General features: G+C 69.5%; 8 protein-coding genes. 1 reads left to right on the top strand and 7 read right to left on the bottom strand.

Features of this window, described 5'->3' with window-relative positions; genetic code table 11:
- Nucleotides 1–9 precede the first annotated feature (9 nt).
- The 3 genes from ACOYJQ_RS17105 to ACOYJQ_RS17095 form a co-directional block, all read right to left on the bottom strand.
- Complete coding sequence (locus ACOYJQ_RS17105; RefSeq protein ID WP_433460190.1) at nt 10–1,413, bottom strand: prohibitin family protein; 1,404 nt, start codon at nt 1,411–1,413, stop codon at nt 10–12.
- A 97-nt stretch (nt 1,414–1,510) separates the two neighbouring features.
- Nucleotides 1,511–1,702, bottom strand: coding sequence for a hypothetical protein (locus ACOYJQ_RS17100; protein WP_433460189.1), 192 nt, complete (start codon nt 1,700–1,702; stop codon nt 1,511–1,513).
- Between the two features lie 113 nt (nt 1,703–1,815).
- The gene (locus ACOYJQ_RS17095) at nt 1,816–2,445 is read right to left on the bottom strand and encodes a YcjF family protein (protein ID WP_433460188.1); all 630 of its coding nucleotides are present in this window, start codon (nt 2,443–2,445) and stop codon (nt 1,816–1,818) included.
- Nucleotides 2,446–2,786: 341 nt separating this feature from the next.
- On the opposite strand from ACOYJQ_RS17095, the gene ACOYJQ_RS17090 reads away from it, so the two are divergent.
- The gene (locus tag ACOYJQ_RS17090; protein WP_433460187.1) at nt 2,787–3,509 is read left to right on the top strand and encodes a thioesterase II family protein; all 723 of its coding nucleotides are present in this window, start codon (nt 2,787–2,789) and stop codon (nt 3,507–3,509) included.
- Here the strand turns inward: ACOYJQ_RS17090 and ACOYJQ_RS17085 are convergent.
- The 4 genes from ACOYJQ_RS17085 to asnB are packed head-to-tail and all read right to left on the bottom strand — an operon-like array spanning nt 3,492 to nt 17,970.
- Entirely contained in the window at nt 3,492–6,917 is a 3,426-nt protein-coding gene (locus ACOYJQ_RS17085; RefSeq protein ID WP_433460186.1) for a serine hydrolase, read from the bottom strand. The two genes, ACOYJQ_RS17090 and ACOYJQ_RS17085, sit on opposite strands and share 18 nt — an antisense overlap.
- Before the next feature lie 46 nt (nt 6,918–6,963).
- Nucleotides 6,964–8,604, bottom strand: a complete 1,641-nt coding sequence (locus ACOYJQ_RS17080; protein WP_433460184.1) for a cyclic peptide export ABC transporter — start codon at nt 8,602–8,604, stop codon at nt 6,964–6,966.
- Between the two features lie 40 nt (nt 8,605–8,644).
- Nucleotides 8,645–16,084: an amino acid adenylation domain-containing protein gene (locus ACOYJQ_RS17075; protein ID WP_433460183.1), complete on the bottom strand. Its 7,440-nt coding sequence runs from the start codon at nt 16,082–16,084 to the stop codon at nt 8,645–8,647.
- Nucleotides 16,081–17,970, bottom strand: a complete 1,890-nt coding sequence (gene asnB, locus ACOYJQ_RS17070; protein ID WP_433460182.1) for an asparagine synthase (glutamine-hydrolyzing) — start codon at nt 17,968–17,970, stop codon at nt 16,081–16,083. Before asnB ends, ACOYJQ_RS17075 begins: the two co-directional genes overlap by 4 nt.
- Between the last annotated feature and the right edge of the window lie 3 nt (nt 17,971–17,973).

Below are 17,973 nucleotides of genomic sequence, written 5' to 3'. Positions count from 1 at the left end.
CCGGCCGGATCAGGGCGTGGGCGGCCCGGTCTCGGCCTGCCCGCCGGGCGGGTCCGCGATACCGAAGAGGCTGGAAAGCTTCTGCCAGAACGAAACCGTGCCGCCGACGCCGATGAACGGCGACATGATCGGCAGCACGCCCGGCGGACGCGGCGCGGGCATCGACAGCGCGCCGGCCTCCACATTGCCGGGGCCGGCGGGAGAAACGCCGGGAACCCGGCTCGCGTCAGGGCCGGCCGCGTTCGCGGAACCGGCGATGCCGGAGGTCGCGGTAGGCCCGATGGCGGCGACATCGCGGGACCACGCGCCCTGCGCCGGATGCAGCGTCGCGCCGAGGCCCAATCCCTTCGATTCCCGATTGCGCATGTCCGGCCGCGAGATGTCGACGGAACCGAGATATCTGGCCGCGCCGTTCTTGCCCTCGGGGGCGGGAGGCGCGGACGGCGCGGCCGCAACCGCCGCCGGCGTCCCCGCGTCGCCGGTGTTCAGAATGAGAGGCAGGCCGCCGTTGCCGCCGAGAACGATCGTCTTGGCATTGGGCGAGTTCGCCAGCAGGACCGTCGCCTCGATGCCGCGCCACTTGAGATAGGCTTCGGAAATCCCCGTCTGCACGATCTGCTGAAACTTGCGAATCCCTTCCGCCTCGATTTCCTTGCGCTGGTTCTCGAAGCGCTCGCGCTCCACCCGGTGCTGCATTTCCTGAACGAGTTGCTGCTGCTCGATTTTCGCCTGCACCGCGGCAACGACGCGGGGCGGCATCACCACTTCGCGAATCAGGACATCGGTCAGCATGATCAGGCCGTCGTTGACCTTGAGACCGGCATTGACCGTATCGAGATCCTTCGGCGCGAAAATGAAGTTGGGAAATCCGCGATCGACGACGGTGCTGTAAACGCGGGAAAGCATTTCTTCCCGGTTCGGGCCATAATAATCCACCATCCTGAACTTCGAAAACTCCTGTCTTGTCGATGAGTTCAGTTCCGGCAGGAGAATTCTTTGCATGTATTGGGGGCCCGCGATCTTGTGCAACCAGCCGACGAACTTGGGGTTGACGAACCAGCGGAAGGTCAGGCCGATGGTGATGTTCAGCCCGTCCTGGGAAATCGCGACGATATCGATGCTTTCGCTCTGGAGACGCAGGTCATAGAGCTGCACGCGGTTCCACGGCCAGATCAGCGCGATGCCCTCGTGCAGCACCATCTCCGTATCGGTGCCTCCGCCGAAGCGACGCCATATCACGCCGGCGGACCCGGCCGGAATATTGACGACCATGTAGGGCGCGAGAAACGTCACGCAAAGCAGCACGACAAGCACGCACAGCATAAGATCGCGGCGGCGCGGCAGACGAAACCGGCGCCAGTGCCGCGCAGGCGCGACACCGGCATCCGGGGTGAAAAGATCTTGTTGTGTCATCGTCTTCCGTGACGCACCGGCGGCAAGGCCGGCCATGAACGTTCATCGAATGCGCGGCGCAACCCGGCCGCGCCCGGCCATGCGGGCAGGGATATCGTCAGGGCTCCGGCTTCCTGAACCGCGCGAAGCCGCGCCGCCCCTCGCTCGATCCCACGATGATGAGCACCAGCAAGGCGACAAGCGGCGTCATGGCGAGCGCGAGAATGAAGTACAGAAGAAAGCCGCCCCAATAACCGAGGCCGAGTATCCCGACAAGCACGCACAGCATAAAGTAAATGACGACAGCCATTCGCGTTCTTTCTCGTCAACCCGCCCCGGCGTCAGCGTGTCTCCCACCCGTTACGATCGGAAGGCGCCCATTCCGGCAAGGCGCGCCGGCACGATGCCGACGCGCTCGCAGCCTCACACGGCGGCGGGCGCGGCAGCCGTTTCCTTCTTCGCCGCCGAAGCAGGAGCAGCGGCGGCAGGAACGGGAGCAGCCGGGGCATCTGCCGCCTTGGCTTTTCCGGCCACGCCGACACCCGCGCTTGCCAGCGTCTCGCCCACTTCCTTGCGGGCGTTCTCGAACTCTTCCGCGAAGAAAGCGCGCGTCTTCTCGGCGTCGAAGTCAAGCAGCGTGCCGCCGGCCTCGAAGTGCTGCGTGAACACCCGGCCGAGCGCCACGGTCGCGGCGGCCGAAAGCGCGGGAAACACCGCCGCGCCGAGCAGCGAGCCCACGAACGGAACGGCCTTCGCCGCGCTGGCGAGCCCGCCGGTGGTCAGCAGCGCCGGAACGCCGCCGCCGACCAGGCCGGCGACGAGCGCGCGCACGCGCTCCTTCGAGAACGGCACGCCGTAGAGCGACGCCAGATCGTTGACCAGCGCATATTGCACGCCCGCCACGCCGACGGCGTCCAGCACGGGAACCGGAATGAGGCCCGCGCCCGTCGCCCACAGCGTATATTTGCGAATGATCTGCTCGGCCTTCTGGCGGCTGGCAGGCTCGGCTGCCGCGACTTCTTCCCCGACACTGTTCTGCGCCTCGGCAACCATGATGCTCTCCTCCGGGAGTATGAAACGAGATGGAATTCGCAACCGTGACAGTCCACCGCCCACCGCTTTCAGGCCCCGCCCCGACGCAACCGGCGCACACTGTCCAGAACACTTTCTATTTCATGAAAGTAATATCCTACACCTATCATAGTTGACCATCGGAGTCGAGAGCTATACCTTTGTCGCCTGCTATAATAATGCGCACGATCCGATACCCCGAAGACATGATGGCAATGGAGAGAGACATTACCGCTGCTGGCGAAGAAGGAGCGGAACCGTCCGTCTCTGCTGCGGCCATGCGCCGTTGGTTTCCCGCCGCCGGGGGTACGGGTCGCCCTGCCATGCGGCTGATCTGTCTGCCCTTCGCGGGTGGCGGCGTATCCGCCTTCGCCGGATTGCGGGCGCATGCGCGCGCTCATGAGCGGCTCGAAGTCCTGCCCGCGCAGTTCCCCGGCCGCGAAAGCCGCTTTTCGGAGACCCCCATTGCCTCGATGCCCCTCCTGCTGGCGCGCCTCATCGAGGCGCTCACGCCGCTGCTCGATCGTCCCTACGTCCTGCTCGGCTACTCGCTTGGCGCGCGCGTCGCCTATTGTCTCGCGCGGGCGGCGGATCGTCTCGGTCTTCCCGCGCCCGCCTGCGTCATGGTCGCCGCGCATCGCCCTCCCGGCGCCCCGCCCCGCATGCCGCCGCTGCATGACCTGCCTTCCGAAGAATTCTGGCGCCGGCTGTCCTCCTACAACGGCACGCCGGAGGAAATCGTGCGCAACGCGGAGTTCCGAGAATTGTTCGAGCGCACGCTCAGGGCGGATTTCGCCCTGGCGGAAACGTCCCTGCCCTTTCCGGTCGAGCGCCTGACCTGTCCGGTCGTCGCCTTCGCCGGCGCGGACGATCCGCTCGTCTCGCCGCGCGAGATCGCCGGCTGGGCGGCGGTCGCGGGCGATGGTTTCGAGCTGGTGACGATCGCGGGCGGGCACTTCTTCCTGCGCGAGAACGCGGACGAGTTTCACGCGCAAGTCCTCGCGCATATGCGGCTCGGAAACACCCGGTCAGAAACGCCAGTGTAAGCCGCCGCGCACCGTATTGACGCCACCGAGGCTGGAGAACGCGCCATCGTAGGCGGCGAAGACGGAGAGCGAGTCGCTCGCCGCCAGCTCCAGCCGGCCGCCGACCGGCATCACCCAGGCGTTCCGCTTGAAGCCGCCGGTGACGACGGGGCTGAAACCGGGCACGTCGACCCATCCGTTCGCGCTCTTCAGCACGATGTCGCGCGCGAGGCCGGCGCGAAGCTCGCCCGTGAGCCGGCCGCTCCAGCCGCCCAGGGAAACGTCGAAAGTCTTCGCAACCGCAAGGGATGCCTCGGACCGCACCTGTTCATACGTGCTTGCCCCGATGCCGATGCCGAAGCCGTAGCCCGGAATGCCGCCGATCTCGCGATGGGCGTCCTGCTCGATCCGCAGCAGCGTGACGGCGGCGCGCGGCGTCAGGCGCACGCCCGCGCCCACATCGAAGGTCGCGCGCGCCCCCACGCGGGCGGCGAGGCGGAAATCGTCGAAGCTGCCCTGCGCCACACCGGCGAGCGCTCCCGATTCCACCGCGCGCGTGGTGGTGTCGTCGCCCCGGCCGGCGAGCAGCGAGGCGCTGAACAGCACGCGCCCGGCCTCGTAAGCGCCGTAGACGCCGGCCTTGTAGGCGTCGGAGGAGAACTTCATTCCCGGATTCGCCGGCGTCGTCGCCTGGGTGCGGCTGTAGGCGCCCATCGCGCCCACAAGCAGGCCGGGCAGGGGTTCGGCATCGGCGCCCACCGCGACGCCGCCGCCCTCCGACGCGATGGTCGGCACCGGCCCATCCGCGGCATGGCGGTCGAAGGCGCCGTAGGCCGAAGCCCAGACCGCCGCCCCCGCCGCGCGGGAACCCGCCGCCGACGCGCCGCGCCGCGAGAACCATTCCTTCAGGTTTTCGGCCTGCGCGCCGGCGGCAGGCCCACGTGCCGCACCGGCCGGCGCGGCGGAAGTAGCTGAAGCGGCGAACGCCGCCGCCCGCTCCTCGAACAGGTCGAGATTGCGCAGGGTATCGGCCGCGCCGGTGCGCACCGCCGCATCGAACAGGAAGGGGTTGACCGCCGCGACATTGACCGCCGTCGGCGTGTATTGCACGCCAAGGCCCACGCGGCCGCCGGTGGTGGCGGCGGCGAACGCCCCTTCCACCGCGCCGGCGGAGAGGACATTGTAGATGCCGCTCGCCGCCGCCGGCGGCGGCGTGACATGCAGGCTGCCGCCGGTCAGGGAAGCGGGGCCAGCCACCGCGAGCAGGTCGCTCGCGCCGCCCGGCCCGGTCTCGATCATCAGCCGGGTATCGCGCCCGGCATAGCCGCCGACGGTAAGCGTGCCGATGCCATTGCCCGGCGCCACCGTGCCGCCGCCGCCCACGACGCCGGTGATCACGCCCTCGCCGCTCAGCACCGCGTCGCCTCCCGCCATCGGCACATGGCCCGAGACGATGCCGTCGACCCTCACCCGGTTGCCGTCGCCGGCGAGCGCGATGTCGCCGCCGACATAGCCGGTGGGCTCCACCTCCACGCGATTGCCGCCGCCTTCGCCCGCGATGGCGATCCGCTCGATGCCGTGGCCGTAGGTCGTCACGCTGCCGCCGATGACGGCGGCGTTGTCGCGGCCGCTCATGGCGATGGCGGGCGCGCTGGCGCCGACCACAGCGCCGGTCGGCAGCACGTTCACCCGGTTGCGGTCGCCCATAATCCGCACCGCCACCGAATCCACGCCGTAGGTGAGAAGCGTGCCGCCGATGTGCGCGGCATTGTCCGCGCCGGTCATGCTGACGGTGGCGGAGTTCGTGCCCCACAGCTCGGCCGTCGCCCCTTGCGGCAGCACGAGCGAGGCCCCGCCCTGCAACGCCACCGCGGCGGAATGGCTGCCGAACATCGCAAGGCTCGGCCGCGCCACCTGCGCCAGCGAAACGGCGCCGGTGACGGGATCGATGTAGTAATTGCCCATGGTCAGGTGGGACGGGGCGATGGTCAGCGTGCCATCAGTGACGGCGATCGGCGTCGTGCGCACGCTGTCGCCCGCACAGGTCCTGTCGCCGCCCGCGCCCTGCGGGCCGGCCCCGTAGCTGCACGAGCCCTGCGCGGTGAGCGCCAGCGTGACGTTGCGGTCGAGCGCCCACAGGATCATGACGGAGCTGTAATTGCCCCCTTCCCTTCCCGCATAAACGTAACGGCCCAGGGCGTCGGAGGCGCCGTAGAGCGGAAACCATGGCAATGCATTGGCCTGATAGCCGAGAAAATTGACGGCATAGGCCACGTCCAGCGCCGGATTGTAGAACAGCGACGCCGTGTCGCCGCCGATCAGCCCGCTGTGGCCGGTCAGATAGGTGCCGCTCCCCACGCCGGGCATGGCATAGAGGGCGAGGCCGTAGAACACCGGCACGCCGCTCACCTCGCCGGGCTCCGCCACGCCGACACGCTCGGCCTGCGTCTGCGCCGACAGCAGCCCGTCGCTGTTGGTCGCGAGCTGGCGCACCCATTTCAGTTCATCCGCCGGCGTCGACAACACCGCGCCCGCCGCCCACGGCACGCGCGGATCGAGGAAGGTCATGTCGAAGCTGCTGCCGGGCGGAACGCCGTAATAGGAAGCGTCGCCGATGACGACCTGCGCCGTTTCCGCATAAGGCGCCGTGAAGGCGGACGAAGCGGGAAAGACCGTGTCGGCAAGCCCCATGGAAGCGGCGATGCCGTTGACCATTTCGTCGATCGTCCGGCAACCGGAGGCTCCGAGGCACGACGCGCGTTGCGCGATGATGCCGAGCAGGGCGAAATTGGTGTTGGAATAGAACATCTCGCCGACCGGCCCGAAGCTGGCCCCGAGACTGTCGACCACCGCGCCCACGAGCTGCTCGGGCGTGTAGTCGGCGTTGCCGTGGGAACCGGCCGGGCCGTGGAAGTTGGCCCATTCCTGCAATATCGTATTACCGGGGCTATGGATCGACTCCGCGCCCAGATAGTCGGGAATGCCGCTCGTCATGCTGAGCAGGTTCTCGACGGTGATCCGGTCGCCGCCGGGCACGTTGAGATCGGGCACCCATTTGTCGATCGAATCGCCGAGCCCGATCAGCCCCTGATCCACCTGCTGCAACACCGCCGTGCCGGTGAAGGTCTTCGACGCGCTGCCGATGCGGAATTGCAGGTCGGCGCCGAGCGGCTCGGTGCGGGCGATGTCGCGATAGCCGCCCCCGCCGAACCAGCTCCCTTCGCCACCCGGCAGGTCGACGCCGATCGCGACCCCCTGAAGCGTGCCTTGCGAGGCCGTCGCATCGAGAAACCCCTGCAAGACCGGCCCCACCTGCGAAACATCGGCGGCCAGCGCCGTTCCCGTCACCGCCGCCGCGGCGGCCGATCCGAGCGCGAACCGGCGCAGCCACCTTCCGCCGCCCTCACGCCATTGCGATGTCCCGAGCATGATCGTCATTCCCCTGCATGCCTCTCGTCAAAACGCAACCGCCTGTTCAGGTGGTTCCCTCAAGAACGGATTCGTCCTTCACGACGGTCAGATGCCCATTGTCCATGTGGATGTGGACATCGGCCATGTCAAAATAGGCGTCATCGTGAGTAATCGCGATGACGGTGACGCCTTTTTCCTTCAGGCGCGGAAGTATAATCCTGTAGAATTTCTCGCGGAAATACGGGTCCTGATCCGCCGCCCATTCGTCGAACACGCAGACGGGCCGTTTCTCCAGCAGGGCGGCGATGAGGGCGAGCCGCTTGCGCTGTCCGCCGGAAAGCCGCACCGTGGTGAAGCGACGGCCGGCGATCTGCGATTTGTGCTGCATTTCGAGCAGCGCGAACAATTCCGCCGCCTGATCGGCATCAATGGAGGGGATGCCGTAAAGCTCCGTGAACAGATGGTTGTCCGAGAAGATCACGGAGAACAGGTTGCGGTAATCGGCGGCATTGGCCGGGCCGACGGGCGCGCCGTCCACGCGGATGACGCCGCCGCCCGGCGGATAGAGCCCCACCAGCAGGCGGATGAACGTGGTCTTGCCGGAGCCGTTGCCGCCGGTGAGGAAGATCGTCTTTCCCCGCTCCACCGTGAAATCGACCGGACCGACCGCGAACCCCTTGTCGCCGCCGGAAGGCCGGTGCGAAAAACTCGCTCCCTGGAGCGCGATCCGCCGGAAGTCGGGGAAGCCGCCGCCGGCGTCCCGCACCTCGCCGTTGACGCGCCCGAGCCGCTCCTCCAGCGCCATCACGTTCTCCGCCGCGGCGTTGGCGTTGGAGAAGATGGGCAGGCTGCCGACCACGTTCGACACCGGGCCGATCAGGAACAGGCTCGCGGTGGTCGTCATCACCACCACCTCGATATAGGCGTCGCTGATGGTCGGCACGACGAACACCATGATGCCGGTCATGATGAAGAACGTGACCTGCGACATCACGAAATCCGTCGCGTAGAGCGTCTGCGTCCTGATTCGCATCCGGCCGACCCGCGCCGAAATCTCCGCGATCCTGTGCGCGATGTCGGCGGAGCGGCCGGTGCTCATCTTCACTTCCTTGAAGCCGTCGAGCATGTCGCCGAGGCTTTCGATCAGCGCGTTCTCGCATTCGAAGGCGGCGCGCAGCTCGCGCTTGACCTCCGCCGAGCGCGACAGATGGATCATCGCGCCGACGACGGTGAAGCCGACCGACAGCCAGAAGGCCGTCTGCGACAGAAAGGCCATGTAAAGCAGCGTGAACACCACGAGGATAGCCGACTGCAACCCGATCACGACATTGGGCGCCGCCTGCGACAGGATCTGCGTCTCGCGGGTGAGGCAGGCGTAGATCTCCGAACGGCCGATCTCCTCCAGCTCCAGAAACTCCGCCCGCCGCGCCCGCTCGATCAGCCGCACCCGGATGCGGTCGATCAGCAACTCCACCTTCTCGCAGACCTCGATCATCAGCGCGCGCTGCGTGACGACGAAGACGGCGATGGCGAGACCGAACAGGATCAGATTGTGAAAATTCTCCCCCTTGTCGCTCGCATTGCTGGCGGCAAGGTTGATGATGGCCAGAATGGCGGCGTTGGACAGGCCCGACAGGGCAGCGAAACCGATGAAGCGCGGCCCGCCGATGCCCGCTTCCTTGCGCAGCAGATCCAGAAGCTTCATGGCTCCCTCCCGAGCCGCCCGGCGCGCATCGTTCCGCTCCTCATTCGGCCAGCAGCAGACGATCGAGATCGTCCAGCGACAGCTTGTCGTAGGTCATGTCGGACGGGGTAAGCTCGGCGGTTTCCCGCGCGAGGCAATGGGCGACGACTTCCTCGATCGCCGCGAGGAAGCGGCGCAGCAGCACCTCGCCCGCCTCCCGTCCGATCGCCGCCTCGTCGACGTCGAGGCTGACGCGCAGCTCCCCGTCCACCGCCATGGCCAGCACGTCGATCGCATGCGGACGGTGCGCATCCGCCGCCACCGCGCCGCCGGGCGCGTCCCAGTCGACGGCGAAGGGGCCGACGCCGGCGGGGGCCGAACGCATCTGACCGAGATAGTTGAAGCCGATCTGCGGCCGCAGGTCCGGCACCACCCATTCCGCCGGCAGCGTCCGCATCAGGAGATGGCTCCAGCCGCGATCCGGCACGCGGCGCAGCGCCTCCTTGACGCCGCGCACGGTCTCGCCGATCCCGGACGCCGCCTCCAGCCGGAACGGATGGAAGGCCGTGAACCAGCCGACCGTGCGGGTGACGTCGGGCGCCTCGCCATCGCCGAGAAGATCGGCCAGCGGGTATTCGCGGCCGTGGCTCTCGACCGTCACCAGCGCCCCGGCGCGGCTGAAATGCCGCTCGATCGCGAGAGCAAGAGCGGCGAGCAGCAGGTCTTCCGTTCCCGTCGTATAGGCGTGATTGGCCGGGCCGAGCAGCGCCGCCGTCACCCCGGCGGCCAGCACACCCTGGAGGGTGAACGCATCCGCGACGCGGAACGGGCCGGCGAAGCCCGGCAGCAGCGGCGCATCCCGCTCCAGCGCGCGCCAGTAGCCGAGCCGGCCGGTCCAGTCCACCCGCGCCGCGATCGATTCCAGCGCCCGCGCATGGTCGCGGCAGGAATCCGTCTTGTCCGGCAGGCGCGGCGTCGTGCCGTCCTGATGAGCCAGGTAGGCCGCCGTGAAGTCCTCGATCAGGATGCCCCACGACACGATATCCATCACGAGATGGTGCGCGCAGAGCAGCAGCCGGCTTCCCCCTGCATCCTCCGTCGTCGCCGCGCCGCGCGCCAGCAGCGCCGCCACGAGCAGCGGCCCCCGGTCGATGCGGAAACCCGCCTGTACGGCGCGCGCCGCCTCCGCGAAGGCGGCCGGATCATCGGCTGCGATCTCCACCACGCGGGGCGGCTCGCCGGGCGGGAGCAGGGACTGCGACCAGCCGCCGCCATCATGGGTGAAGACCGCGCGCAGGGCGTCGTGATGACGCCAGACGGCTTCGAGCGCCGCCTGGGCCGCGGCCGCGTCGATCGCCTCCGCATGCAACACCACCGCCTGGTTGAAATGGTCCGGCCGCACGCTCGTTTCGAGAAACCAGCGCTGCACCGGCGTCAGCGGCGCGGGGCCGACAACCGCGCCCTGATCGGCCCGCGCGCGTACCGGCGCGAGAACGCCCGCAAACTGCGCGACGGTCGGATTCTGGAACACGTCGCGGATTTCGGCTTTCCAGCCGAGCTGGCGCAGGCGCGAGACGATCTGGATGGCGCGGATGGAATCGCCGCCCATGCTGAAAAAATCATCGCCCGCCGTCATGTCCGGCCGGCTCATGATCTCGCGCCACACATCCAGCACCTGCCGCTCCAGCGGCGTCTGCGGCGCAAGCGCCTCTCCCCGGCGCGCTCCTTCCGCGACATCGCCGGGGGCCGGCAGGGCGGCGCGATCGATCTTGCCGTTGATCGTCACCGGCAGCCTGTCGAGCGGCACGAGGAAGGACGGAACGGCATGCGCCGGCACCGCGCCCAGCAGGTGACGGCGCACCACGGCCGGCGTCGGCGCCTCGAAGCGCGGCACCCCTTCCCCCGCGAACAGCCCCGCATGGAAGGGCGTGCGGCGGAAGCCGTCGCCGAAATGCGCGCTGCGGCAGGCGAACGGCACCGCCTCGCCGGCCGCCCGCGTCACCGTGCCGTCGAGGAAGAAGTCGACGTTGAAACCGTTGCCGCAAAGCCGCCGCGCGATGGTGATGGCGATGCGGTCGCCCGCCGCCACCGCGACCGGCACGGCGAAGGCCGGCAGCCACACCGGCAGCCAGCTTCCGGGGTTGTCGAGAATATCCACCACCGCATCCGCATCGACGCCGAGCCGCAGCCAGACGAGGAAGCCGGTGATCTCGCTGTCCCGCGTGACGACGAGTTCGACCGTGTGCGTCGCCTCGACCGGCACCTCGCGCGTGTAGTCCAGATATTCGAACGGCGCGTCGGTGGAGACGATGGCCTCGCGCGGCAGGTTCTTGAGGCACAGGCGCAGGTCGAACGGCTGGCCGACCTCCGCGAAGATCTTGTCGACGTAATGCGCCGCGATGTCCGAAAAGCCCGGCGCGAGCCGGTCGTGAGGCAGCGCCAGCGCCGCGATGCGCGTGTCGCTGAACTGCGGCAGCATGGCCGCCGGGTCCTTCAGGTAGCGGCGCGCGCCGTTGATGATGCGCGCCGCGCCCTCCGCCCCGCCGATGGCGCCGACGATCTCGGAGATGCAGAAATCCACCGTCTCGGGCAGCTCCAGGGTCAGGGCGTCGCCGTGGATCACCGTGATGCGGTCGTCGAGGCCGAGCGCCGCCACGGTCTCCCGCGCCTTGCGCGCCGTCGCCTCCAGCCTGTCGATGGCGTAGACCTTGCGCGCGCCGGCCTCGATGGCGAGGCGCGCGAGGATAGCCACCGGCCCGGTGCCGATATCCACCACCGTCCTGCCGGGCAGGTGGCGCGCGAAAGCCTCGCGGTAGCGCCGGTTGCGCCCCTCGTCGGCGGCCATGCTGCCATAGGCGATGTCGTCGTAGACGTAGAACTCCGCCACCGAAGGCCACAGCTCCACGCGCTCGTCCGCGCAGTACCAGGCGGCGAGCGCGGCGGAGCCGTCGGCCCGCGCCACTGTGGCGACATGGGCGTCGCGCACGCCCGGCACCGCGCGCATCGCCGCCTCGATCTCGCCCGGCTCGATGCGGTGGCCCGCCACCTTCACCTGATCGTCGGCGCGGCCGAGGAAATCGACCGCGCCGTCCTCGCGCCACGCGCCGCGATCGCCGGTGCGGTAGAGGCGCTCGCCCGTGTGCGGATGCGTGACGAAGCGCGCGGCGGTCTGCGCCGCATCGCCCTCGTAGCCGAGCGCGAGCCCGCTGCCGCCGAGCCAGATTTCCCCCGCGATCCCGACCGGGACGGGCTTGAGCGCGGCATCGAGAACATGCACGCTCGTATTCGGCAACGGCCGGCCGATGGGCAGGCGCAGGCGGTCGCGGTCTCGCTCGCTGACCTCATGCACCGTGGCGCAGACCGAAAACTCCGTCGGGCCGTAGGCGTTGAAGGCGGCGAGCCGCTGCGCGTAATGGAGCAGGTCGGCGGCCGGCGCTTCCTCGCCCGCCGTGATGAGCACCCTCACCCCGGCCAGTTCCGCCCGCCGCAGCGCGCGCAGATAGGTCGGCGGCAGGGTGAGCGCCGTGGTGCCGCTCCGCGCCAGCAGCGCCAGGAAATCGGCCGTGTTCTTGATGTCGCCGGCAGACGGCAGCACCACCGCCGCGCCGCTGAACAGCGCCATGAACATGTTGGCGAGCGAGGCGTCGAAGGACGGCGAGGCGAACTGCAACACCCGGTCCTCGGGCGTGAGTCCGAAAAGGGCGATCTGCCCCGACGACATGTTGACGAAACCGCCGTGGGCGACCGCCACCCCCTTCGGCTCGCCCGACGACCCGGAGGTGAAGATCACATAGGCCGCCTCGCCCGCGCCGCTGCGGTCGACGGGCTGCGCCGCGTCGCCGGCCGCGAGCCGGGGCGCGACGGCGACGACCTGCACATCCGCGACCGGGGCCGCCCCGCTGTCGGCGAGCGCCAGCCGGCAGCCGGCCTGGCGCAGCATGAACCGTATCCGCGCGGCCGGATAGTCGGGATCGATCGGCACATAGACGCCGCCGGCCTTCATCACCGCGAGCATGGCGGCGACCGATTCCGGCGTGCGCCTCGCGAACACCGCCACGCGCTCGCCGGGGGCGACGCCATGCGCCGCGATGAGATCGTGCGCCAGCCGGTCCGTCGCCCCGTCGAGCGCGCCATAGGAGAGCACGCGCCCTCCGGCATCGATGACGGCGGGGCGCCCGGCGTGACGGCGCGCCGCCGCCACGAAGGTCGAGACGATGGTCGCCGCCGCATCGCGCGCCACGACCGGCCCGTGCGTGAAAGCGGCCAGTTCCCGGCTTTCGTCCGCCGGCAGCAGGTTAAGTTCCCCGACAGCCTGCGACTCGTCGCCGGCTGCGGCGCGCGCCAGCTCCGCAAAATGCGCGCCCATGCGCAGGATGCGCGCATCGTCGAACAGGTCGGTGTTGTAGTTGAGATCGAGCACCAGCTCGTCCGCCTCGTCCTGAAAATGGAAGACGAGATCGAAACGGCTGAAGTTCCAGGCGTTCCGGTCGCCGAAGGGCATGACGCGCACGCCCTCCAGCCGCAGGTCGCCATCCTCGAAGGCGTGGTCGACGACCATGACGTCGAACAGCGGCGAGCGGCTCATGTCGCGTTCGAGCGGCAGTTCCTGCACCAGCGCGTCGAACGGGTAATCCTGATGCGCGAGCCCCTCGCGCACCGTCGCCGCCACGCGCGCGAGCAGGTCGGCGAAGCGCGCTCCCGCCTCCGCAGTGTCGCGCAGCGCGAGCGTGTTGACGTAATAGCCGATCTGGTCCGCCAGCGCCGCATCCGTGCGGCCGGCGACGGGGCTGCCGACGACGATATCCGTCTGTCCGGTATAACGGTGCAGCAGCGCCTTCGTCAGCGCCGTGACCACGGCGAAGCGCGTCGTGCCGTGCCGGCGCGCGAGGCCGTCGAGCTGCCCGGTCAGGTCCGCCGGCAGGCGGAAGCGCCGCGTGGTGCCGTTGAAGGTCTGCACCGGCGGGCGCGGCCGGTCGGCCGGCAGGTCGAGCGGCGCGGGCAGCGCGGAGAAGCGCTCCAGCCAATAGGCGCGGTCGCCGTCCAGCGCGCCGGCGGCCGCCCGCCCGGCCTGCCACACGGCCACATCCCGCAATTGCAGCGCCGGCGGCGCAAGGCCGGCGTCGCGGCCGGCGAGTGCCGCCGCATAGAGCGCCGCCACCTCGCGCACCAGCACGCCGAGCGACCACACGTCGGCGACGATGTGATGAATGTTGAACAGCAGCACATGCCGCGCCGCGCCCTCCGCATCCGGCAGGCGGGCGAGCACGACGCGCAGCAGCGGGCCGCGATGCAGGTCGAAGCGATGCCCGGCATTGTCCCGCGCCAGCAGCGCGGCGGCGCGGTCCGGCTCCGCATGGCGGCGCAGGTCGACGCGTTCGAGCCGCCAGGGCGTGTCATGGTGCACGATCTGGCGCGCGTTGCCGTCCGCATCCTCCTCGAATGTGGTGCGCAGCGATTCGTGGCGGCCGATCAGGTCGCGAAAGGCGCGCTCCAGCGCCGCCTCGTTCACCGGCCCCAGCAGCTCGCACGCTTCCGTCAGATTGTAGGCGGTGGGGGCGATGCCGAGCCGGTCGAGACGCCACAGCCGGTTCTGGGCCGGGGTGGCGGGATAGCTTGCCGCATCGGCCGCGCGCGCAATGGCGCTCACCGGCGCGGGGACTGCGGCCGCGACGAGGCGCGCCAGTTCCCGGATCGTCGCGGCGGCGAGAAAATCCTTCAGGCTGATCTCGACGGAGAATGTCTGGAAGATCTTCTGCACGGCGCGGATCGCCCGCAGGCTGTCGCCGCCGAAATCGTGAAAGGCGGTCTCGACGCCGACGCGCGTCAGGCCGAAGATCTCGCGCCAGATGGCCGCGAGCTTGTCTTCCGTCTCGCCCTGCGGCGCCACATAGGCATGCTCGGCGTAGAACAGCTCCTCCGGGCGCGGCAACGCCTTGCGATTGAGCTTGCCGCTGATGGTGCGCGGCAGGTCGTCGAGACGCACCAGCACGTGCGGCAGCATGGCCGCCGGCAGGATGCGCCCGAGCTGCGCCTTGATCGCCTCCGCCGACGGCGCCGCGCCGGCATCCGGCACATAATAACCCACGAGCACGGGATCGGCCCCGCCGCCCGCATGCACCGCCGCCGCCGCTTTGGCGATGCCCGCGACGGCGCGCAGCGCGACCTCGATCTCGGCAAGCTCGATGCGCACGCCATTGACCTTGACCTGATTGTCCTGCCGGCCGAGGCATTCGACGGTGCCGTCCGGCAGGTAGCGCCCCAGATCGCCGGTCTTGTAGACGATGTCGGCATCGTCGTTGCCGAGCGGATTGCGGATGAAGCTCGCCGCCGTCAGCGCCGCGTCGTTCAGGTAGCCGAGCGAGGGATAGGCGGTGCGGATGTGGATCTCGCCGATCTGCTGCGGGCCGCAAAGCCGGCCGTTGGAAAGAACGAGCACCGATGTGTCGGGCAGCGGCCGGCCGATGGGCAGCACCCGCCGCGGATCGGCGGGCAATTCGCCGATGCGGTGGAACACCTTCGCCAGCGTGGTTTCCGACGGGCCATAGAGGTTCACGACCTCGGCGCGCCCGCCTGCCGCCGCCCGCCAGGCCGCGACATCCGCGCCGAGCAGCGGCTCGCCCGCCACCAGCAGATGACGCACCGCAAGGCCGGCATCGCCGCCGCGGTCGGCCAGCTCGCGCGTGATCAGGCGCAGCACCGTCGGCACGCAATGCACCAGCGTCACCTTTTCGCGCGCCAGCCAGTCGACCAGCTTGCGCGGCACCATCCGCGTCTCGGCATCGGGAATGCAGAGCGTGCCCCCGGCCATGAGCGGCACGAGGATGTCGCGCAGGCTGACATCGAAGGTGACGGGCGCGAGCCACGAGCCGCGCACCGTCTCATCCAGCCCGAACTCGCCGACCTCCCAGCGCAGGAAGTGGGAGAGGCTGCGATGCGGCCCCAGAATGGCCTTCGGCGCGCCGGTGGAGCCCGACGTGAACATGACGTAGCAGGGATCGTGAGGGCCGATGGCGCGCGCCACCGGCGCGGCGTCGCCGGCATCGTCCGGCGCATCCGCCTCGATGACCGCGACCGATCGGCCGGCTTCAGCCAGCGCCGCATCCAGCGCGGCGCGGTGGCGGCCCAGCGTCACGACGATCCCGCATTCCGCTTTGGCGAGGCAGGCGGCGACGCGCAGCGGCGGCAGGTCCGGCGGCAGCGGCAGGAAGGCGCCGCCCGTCTTGCCGGCGCCGAGCAGCGCCGCGACATAGGTTTCGTCGGCGTCCAGAAACAGGCCGACGATGACGCCCTTCCCCGCCCCCAGCCGCGCGAGCCGCCGGGCGAGGCGCTGCGCCCGCGCGTCGAGCGCGCCGTAGGACACTTCACCCGCCGCCGTCGCCAGCGCGGCGGCGGCGGGGCGCGCCCGTGCATTCTCCTCGAACCGGTCGACGTAGGAGCTACGCTGCATGGGACGCTGCACGGGAGGCTGCATGGTGGAGTGCACGGGGCCTTGTCCTGTCATGAGAGTTTCGGCAGATCGAATTGTTCGCGCAGGATCCCGAAGGTCAGTGCGACCATCAGGAAGTCGTCTTCGAAGGTCTGGTTGAGTTCCGCGCCCGGCGCGGCGTGCCGCTGCTTGAGATGCGCGACCGCCTCCGGGCTGAAGTAGCCGTCCGCCGCGACGCGTGCCTCGTCGAGCACCTCGCGCACGCGCGGCACGCCCTCGCGCAGCAGCGTGGCGCTGCTCTGGGCGACGAAGCTGAACTTCTTGCGCTCCACGATCTGCGCCGGCAGGTAGCGCCGGGCGAGACGCTTGAGGATATGCTTTTCCTCGCCCTGATGCACCATGAGGGCGGGCGGGATGCGGCGCGCCACGTCGATGACGCCGATGTCCAGAAACGGATAGCGCGCCTCGACGGAATTGGCGAAGCTCACCCTGTCGCCGTGATCCGCCAGCAGATGATCGGCCAGGCGCAGCTTGAAATCGAGATACGAGCGGATATGAAACGGATGCCGGCCCTCGATCTGCGCGCGGTCGACAAGCGGATGGGCGAGGCAGTCGAACGCCTCGAAGCGCTCGGCCAGCGCCGGCGCGTAGAGTTCGCGGCGGATGTCGCGGCTCGCGCCATAATCCTTCTCGTAGAAGAAACGGCTGTCTCCCCACAGGCGCTCGCGCCACTCGCCCTCGATCAGCGCGTCGAGATCGTAAGGGTCGTCCGCGTCAGGCGCGCGCTCCGCATCGAGCCTGTAGCCCACATAGCCGCCGAAAAGCTCGTCCGCGCCCTCGCCGGTGAGCACCACCTTGAGCCCGGCCTCGCGCACCATGCCCGACAGATGCAGCGAGCATACGTTATAGGATTCGCGCAGCGGCGCTTCGGCACAGCCCACGATGCGGTCGAGCCCGGCGGCGAGTCGCGCGGGATCGATCTCCCGCTCGTGATGGGCGGTGCCGAGCCTCGCCGCGACGAGGCGCTGCGGCTCGCGCTCGTCGATCGCCCTGTCGGGAAAGGTGATGGAGAACGTATGCCGCGTGGCCCCCGGCTCCAGATCGGCGACGATGGCGGCGACGAGCGAACTGTCGAGGCCGCCGCTCAGATAGCCGGCGACCGGCACATCGGCCTGCAACCGGTAGCGCACCGCCTGCCGCAACGCGGCGTCCAGCTCGTCGACGTAATCGTCCGCCCGGCCGGGCGGGCCGATCTCGTCATGGCGCGGAAACTCATCATGGCGCGGAAAATCGAGATCCCAGAAGCGATCGAGGCGCGGCGGCCGGCCGGGATCGGCCACCAGCAGATGCCCCGGCGGCAGCGCGCGCACGTTCGCCAGGATCGTGCGCGGGCTCACCAGCCCCGGAAAGGTCAGGATCTGGTCGAGCGCCGTCAGGTCGACATCGCGGGCAAGGCCCGGATGGCACAGCAGCGCCCGGATTTCCGAGCCGAACAACAGCAGCCCGCCGACCTCGGCATGAAACAGCGGCGCGATGCCCACATGGTCGCGCCCCAGCACCAGCCGGCGCGTCTCCCGATCGTAGACGGCAAAGGCGAACTGGCCATTGATGCGGCGCGGAAAGTCGAGCCCGTATTCGAGGAACAGCGCCGGAATCACCTCCGTGTCGCAGCGCGTGCGGAAGCGGTGGCCGCGCGCCGTGAGATCGGCCCGCAGCTCGGCGTGGTTGTAGATCTCGCCGTTGCAGATGGCCGCCACACGCCCGTCGCCGGCGAACATCGGCTGCCGCCCGCCTTCCAGATCGACGATCGACAGACGGCGGAACCCGAGACCGATATCGTCGCCGGTGAAGAAGCCCTCGTCATCCGGCCCCCGGTGGCGCACGGCCTCCGCCATGCGGCGCAGCAGATCGTGCGGGCGCGGCGCGCCATCCCGGTCGAGAAATCCCACGATGCCGCACATGGC

Source organism: Pseudochelatococcus sp. (assembly GCF_050946405.1).
Taxonomy (GTDB): domain Bacteria; phylum Pseudomonadota; class Alphaproteobacteria; order Rhizobiales; family Beijerinckiaceae; genus Pseudochelatococcus.
This window is presented reverse-complemented; position numbering and strand designations above follow the sequence as displayed.

What these genes read in the sequence shown, in the direction of transcription:
- ACOYJQ_RS17105 (WP_433460190.1), bottom strand. Translation starts at nt 1,413, where the DNA reads ATGACACAACAAGATCTTTTCACCCCGGATGCCGGTGTCGCGCCTGCG.
- ACOYJQ_RS17100 (WP_433460189.1), bottom strand. Translation starts at nt 1,702, where the DNA reads ATGGCTGTCGTCATTTACTTTATGCTGTGCGTGCTTGTCGGGATACTC.
- ACOYJQ_RS17095 (WP_433460188.1), bottom strand. Translation starts at nt 2,445, where the DNA reads ATGGTTGCCGAGGCGCAGAACAGTGTCGGGGAAGAAGTCGCGGCAGCC.
- ACOYJQ_RS17090 (WP_433460187.1), top strand. Translation starts at nt 2,787, where the DNA reads ATGCGGCTGATCTGTCTGCCCTTCGCGGGTGGCGGCGTATCCGCCTTC.
- ACOYJQ_RS17085 (WP_433460186.1), bottom strand. Translation starts at nt 6,917, where the DNA reads ATGCTCGGGACATCGCAATGGCGTGAGGGCGGCGGAAGGTGGCTGCGC.
- ACOYJQ_RS17080 (WP_433460184.1), bottom strand. Translation starts at nt 8,604, where the DNA reads ATGAAGCTTCTGGATCTGCTGCGCAAGGAAGCGGGCATCGGCGGGCCG.
- ACOYJQ_RS17075 (WP_433460183.1), bottom strand. Translation starts at nt 16,084, where the DNA reads ATGACAGGACAAGGCCCCGTGCACTCCACCATGCAGCCTCCCGTGCAG.
- asnB (WP_433460182.1), bottom strand. Translation starts at nt 17,970, where the DNA reads ATGTGCGGCATCGTGGGATTTCTCGACCGGGATGGCGCGCCGCGCCCG.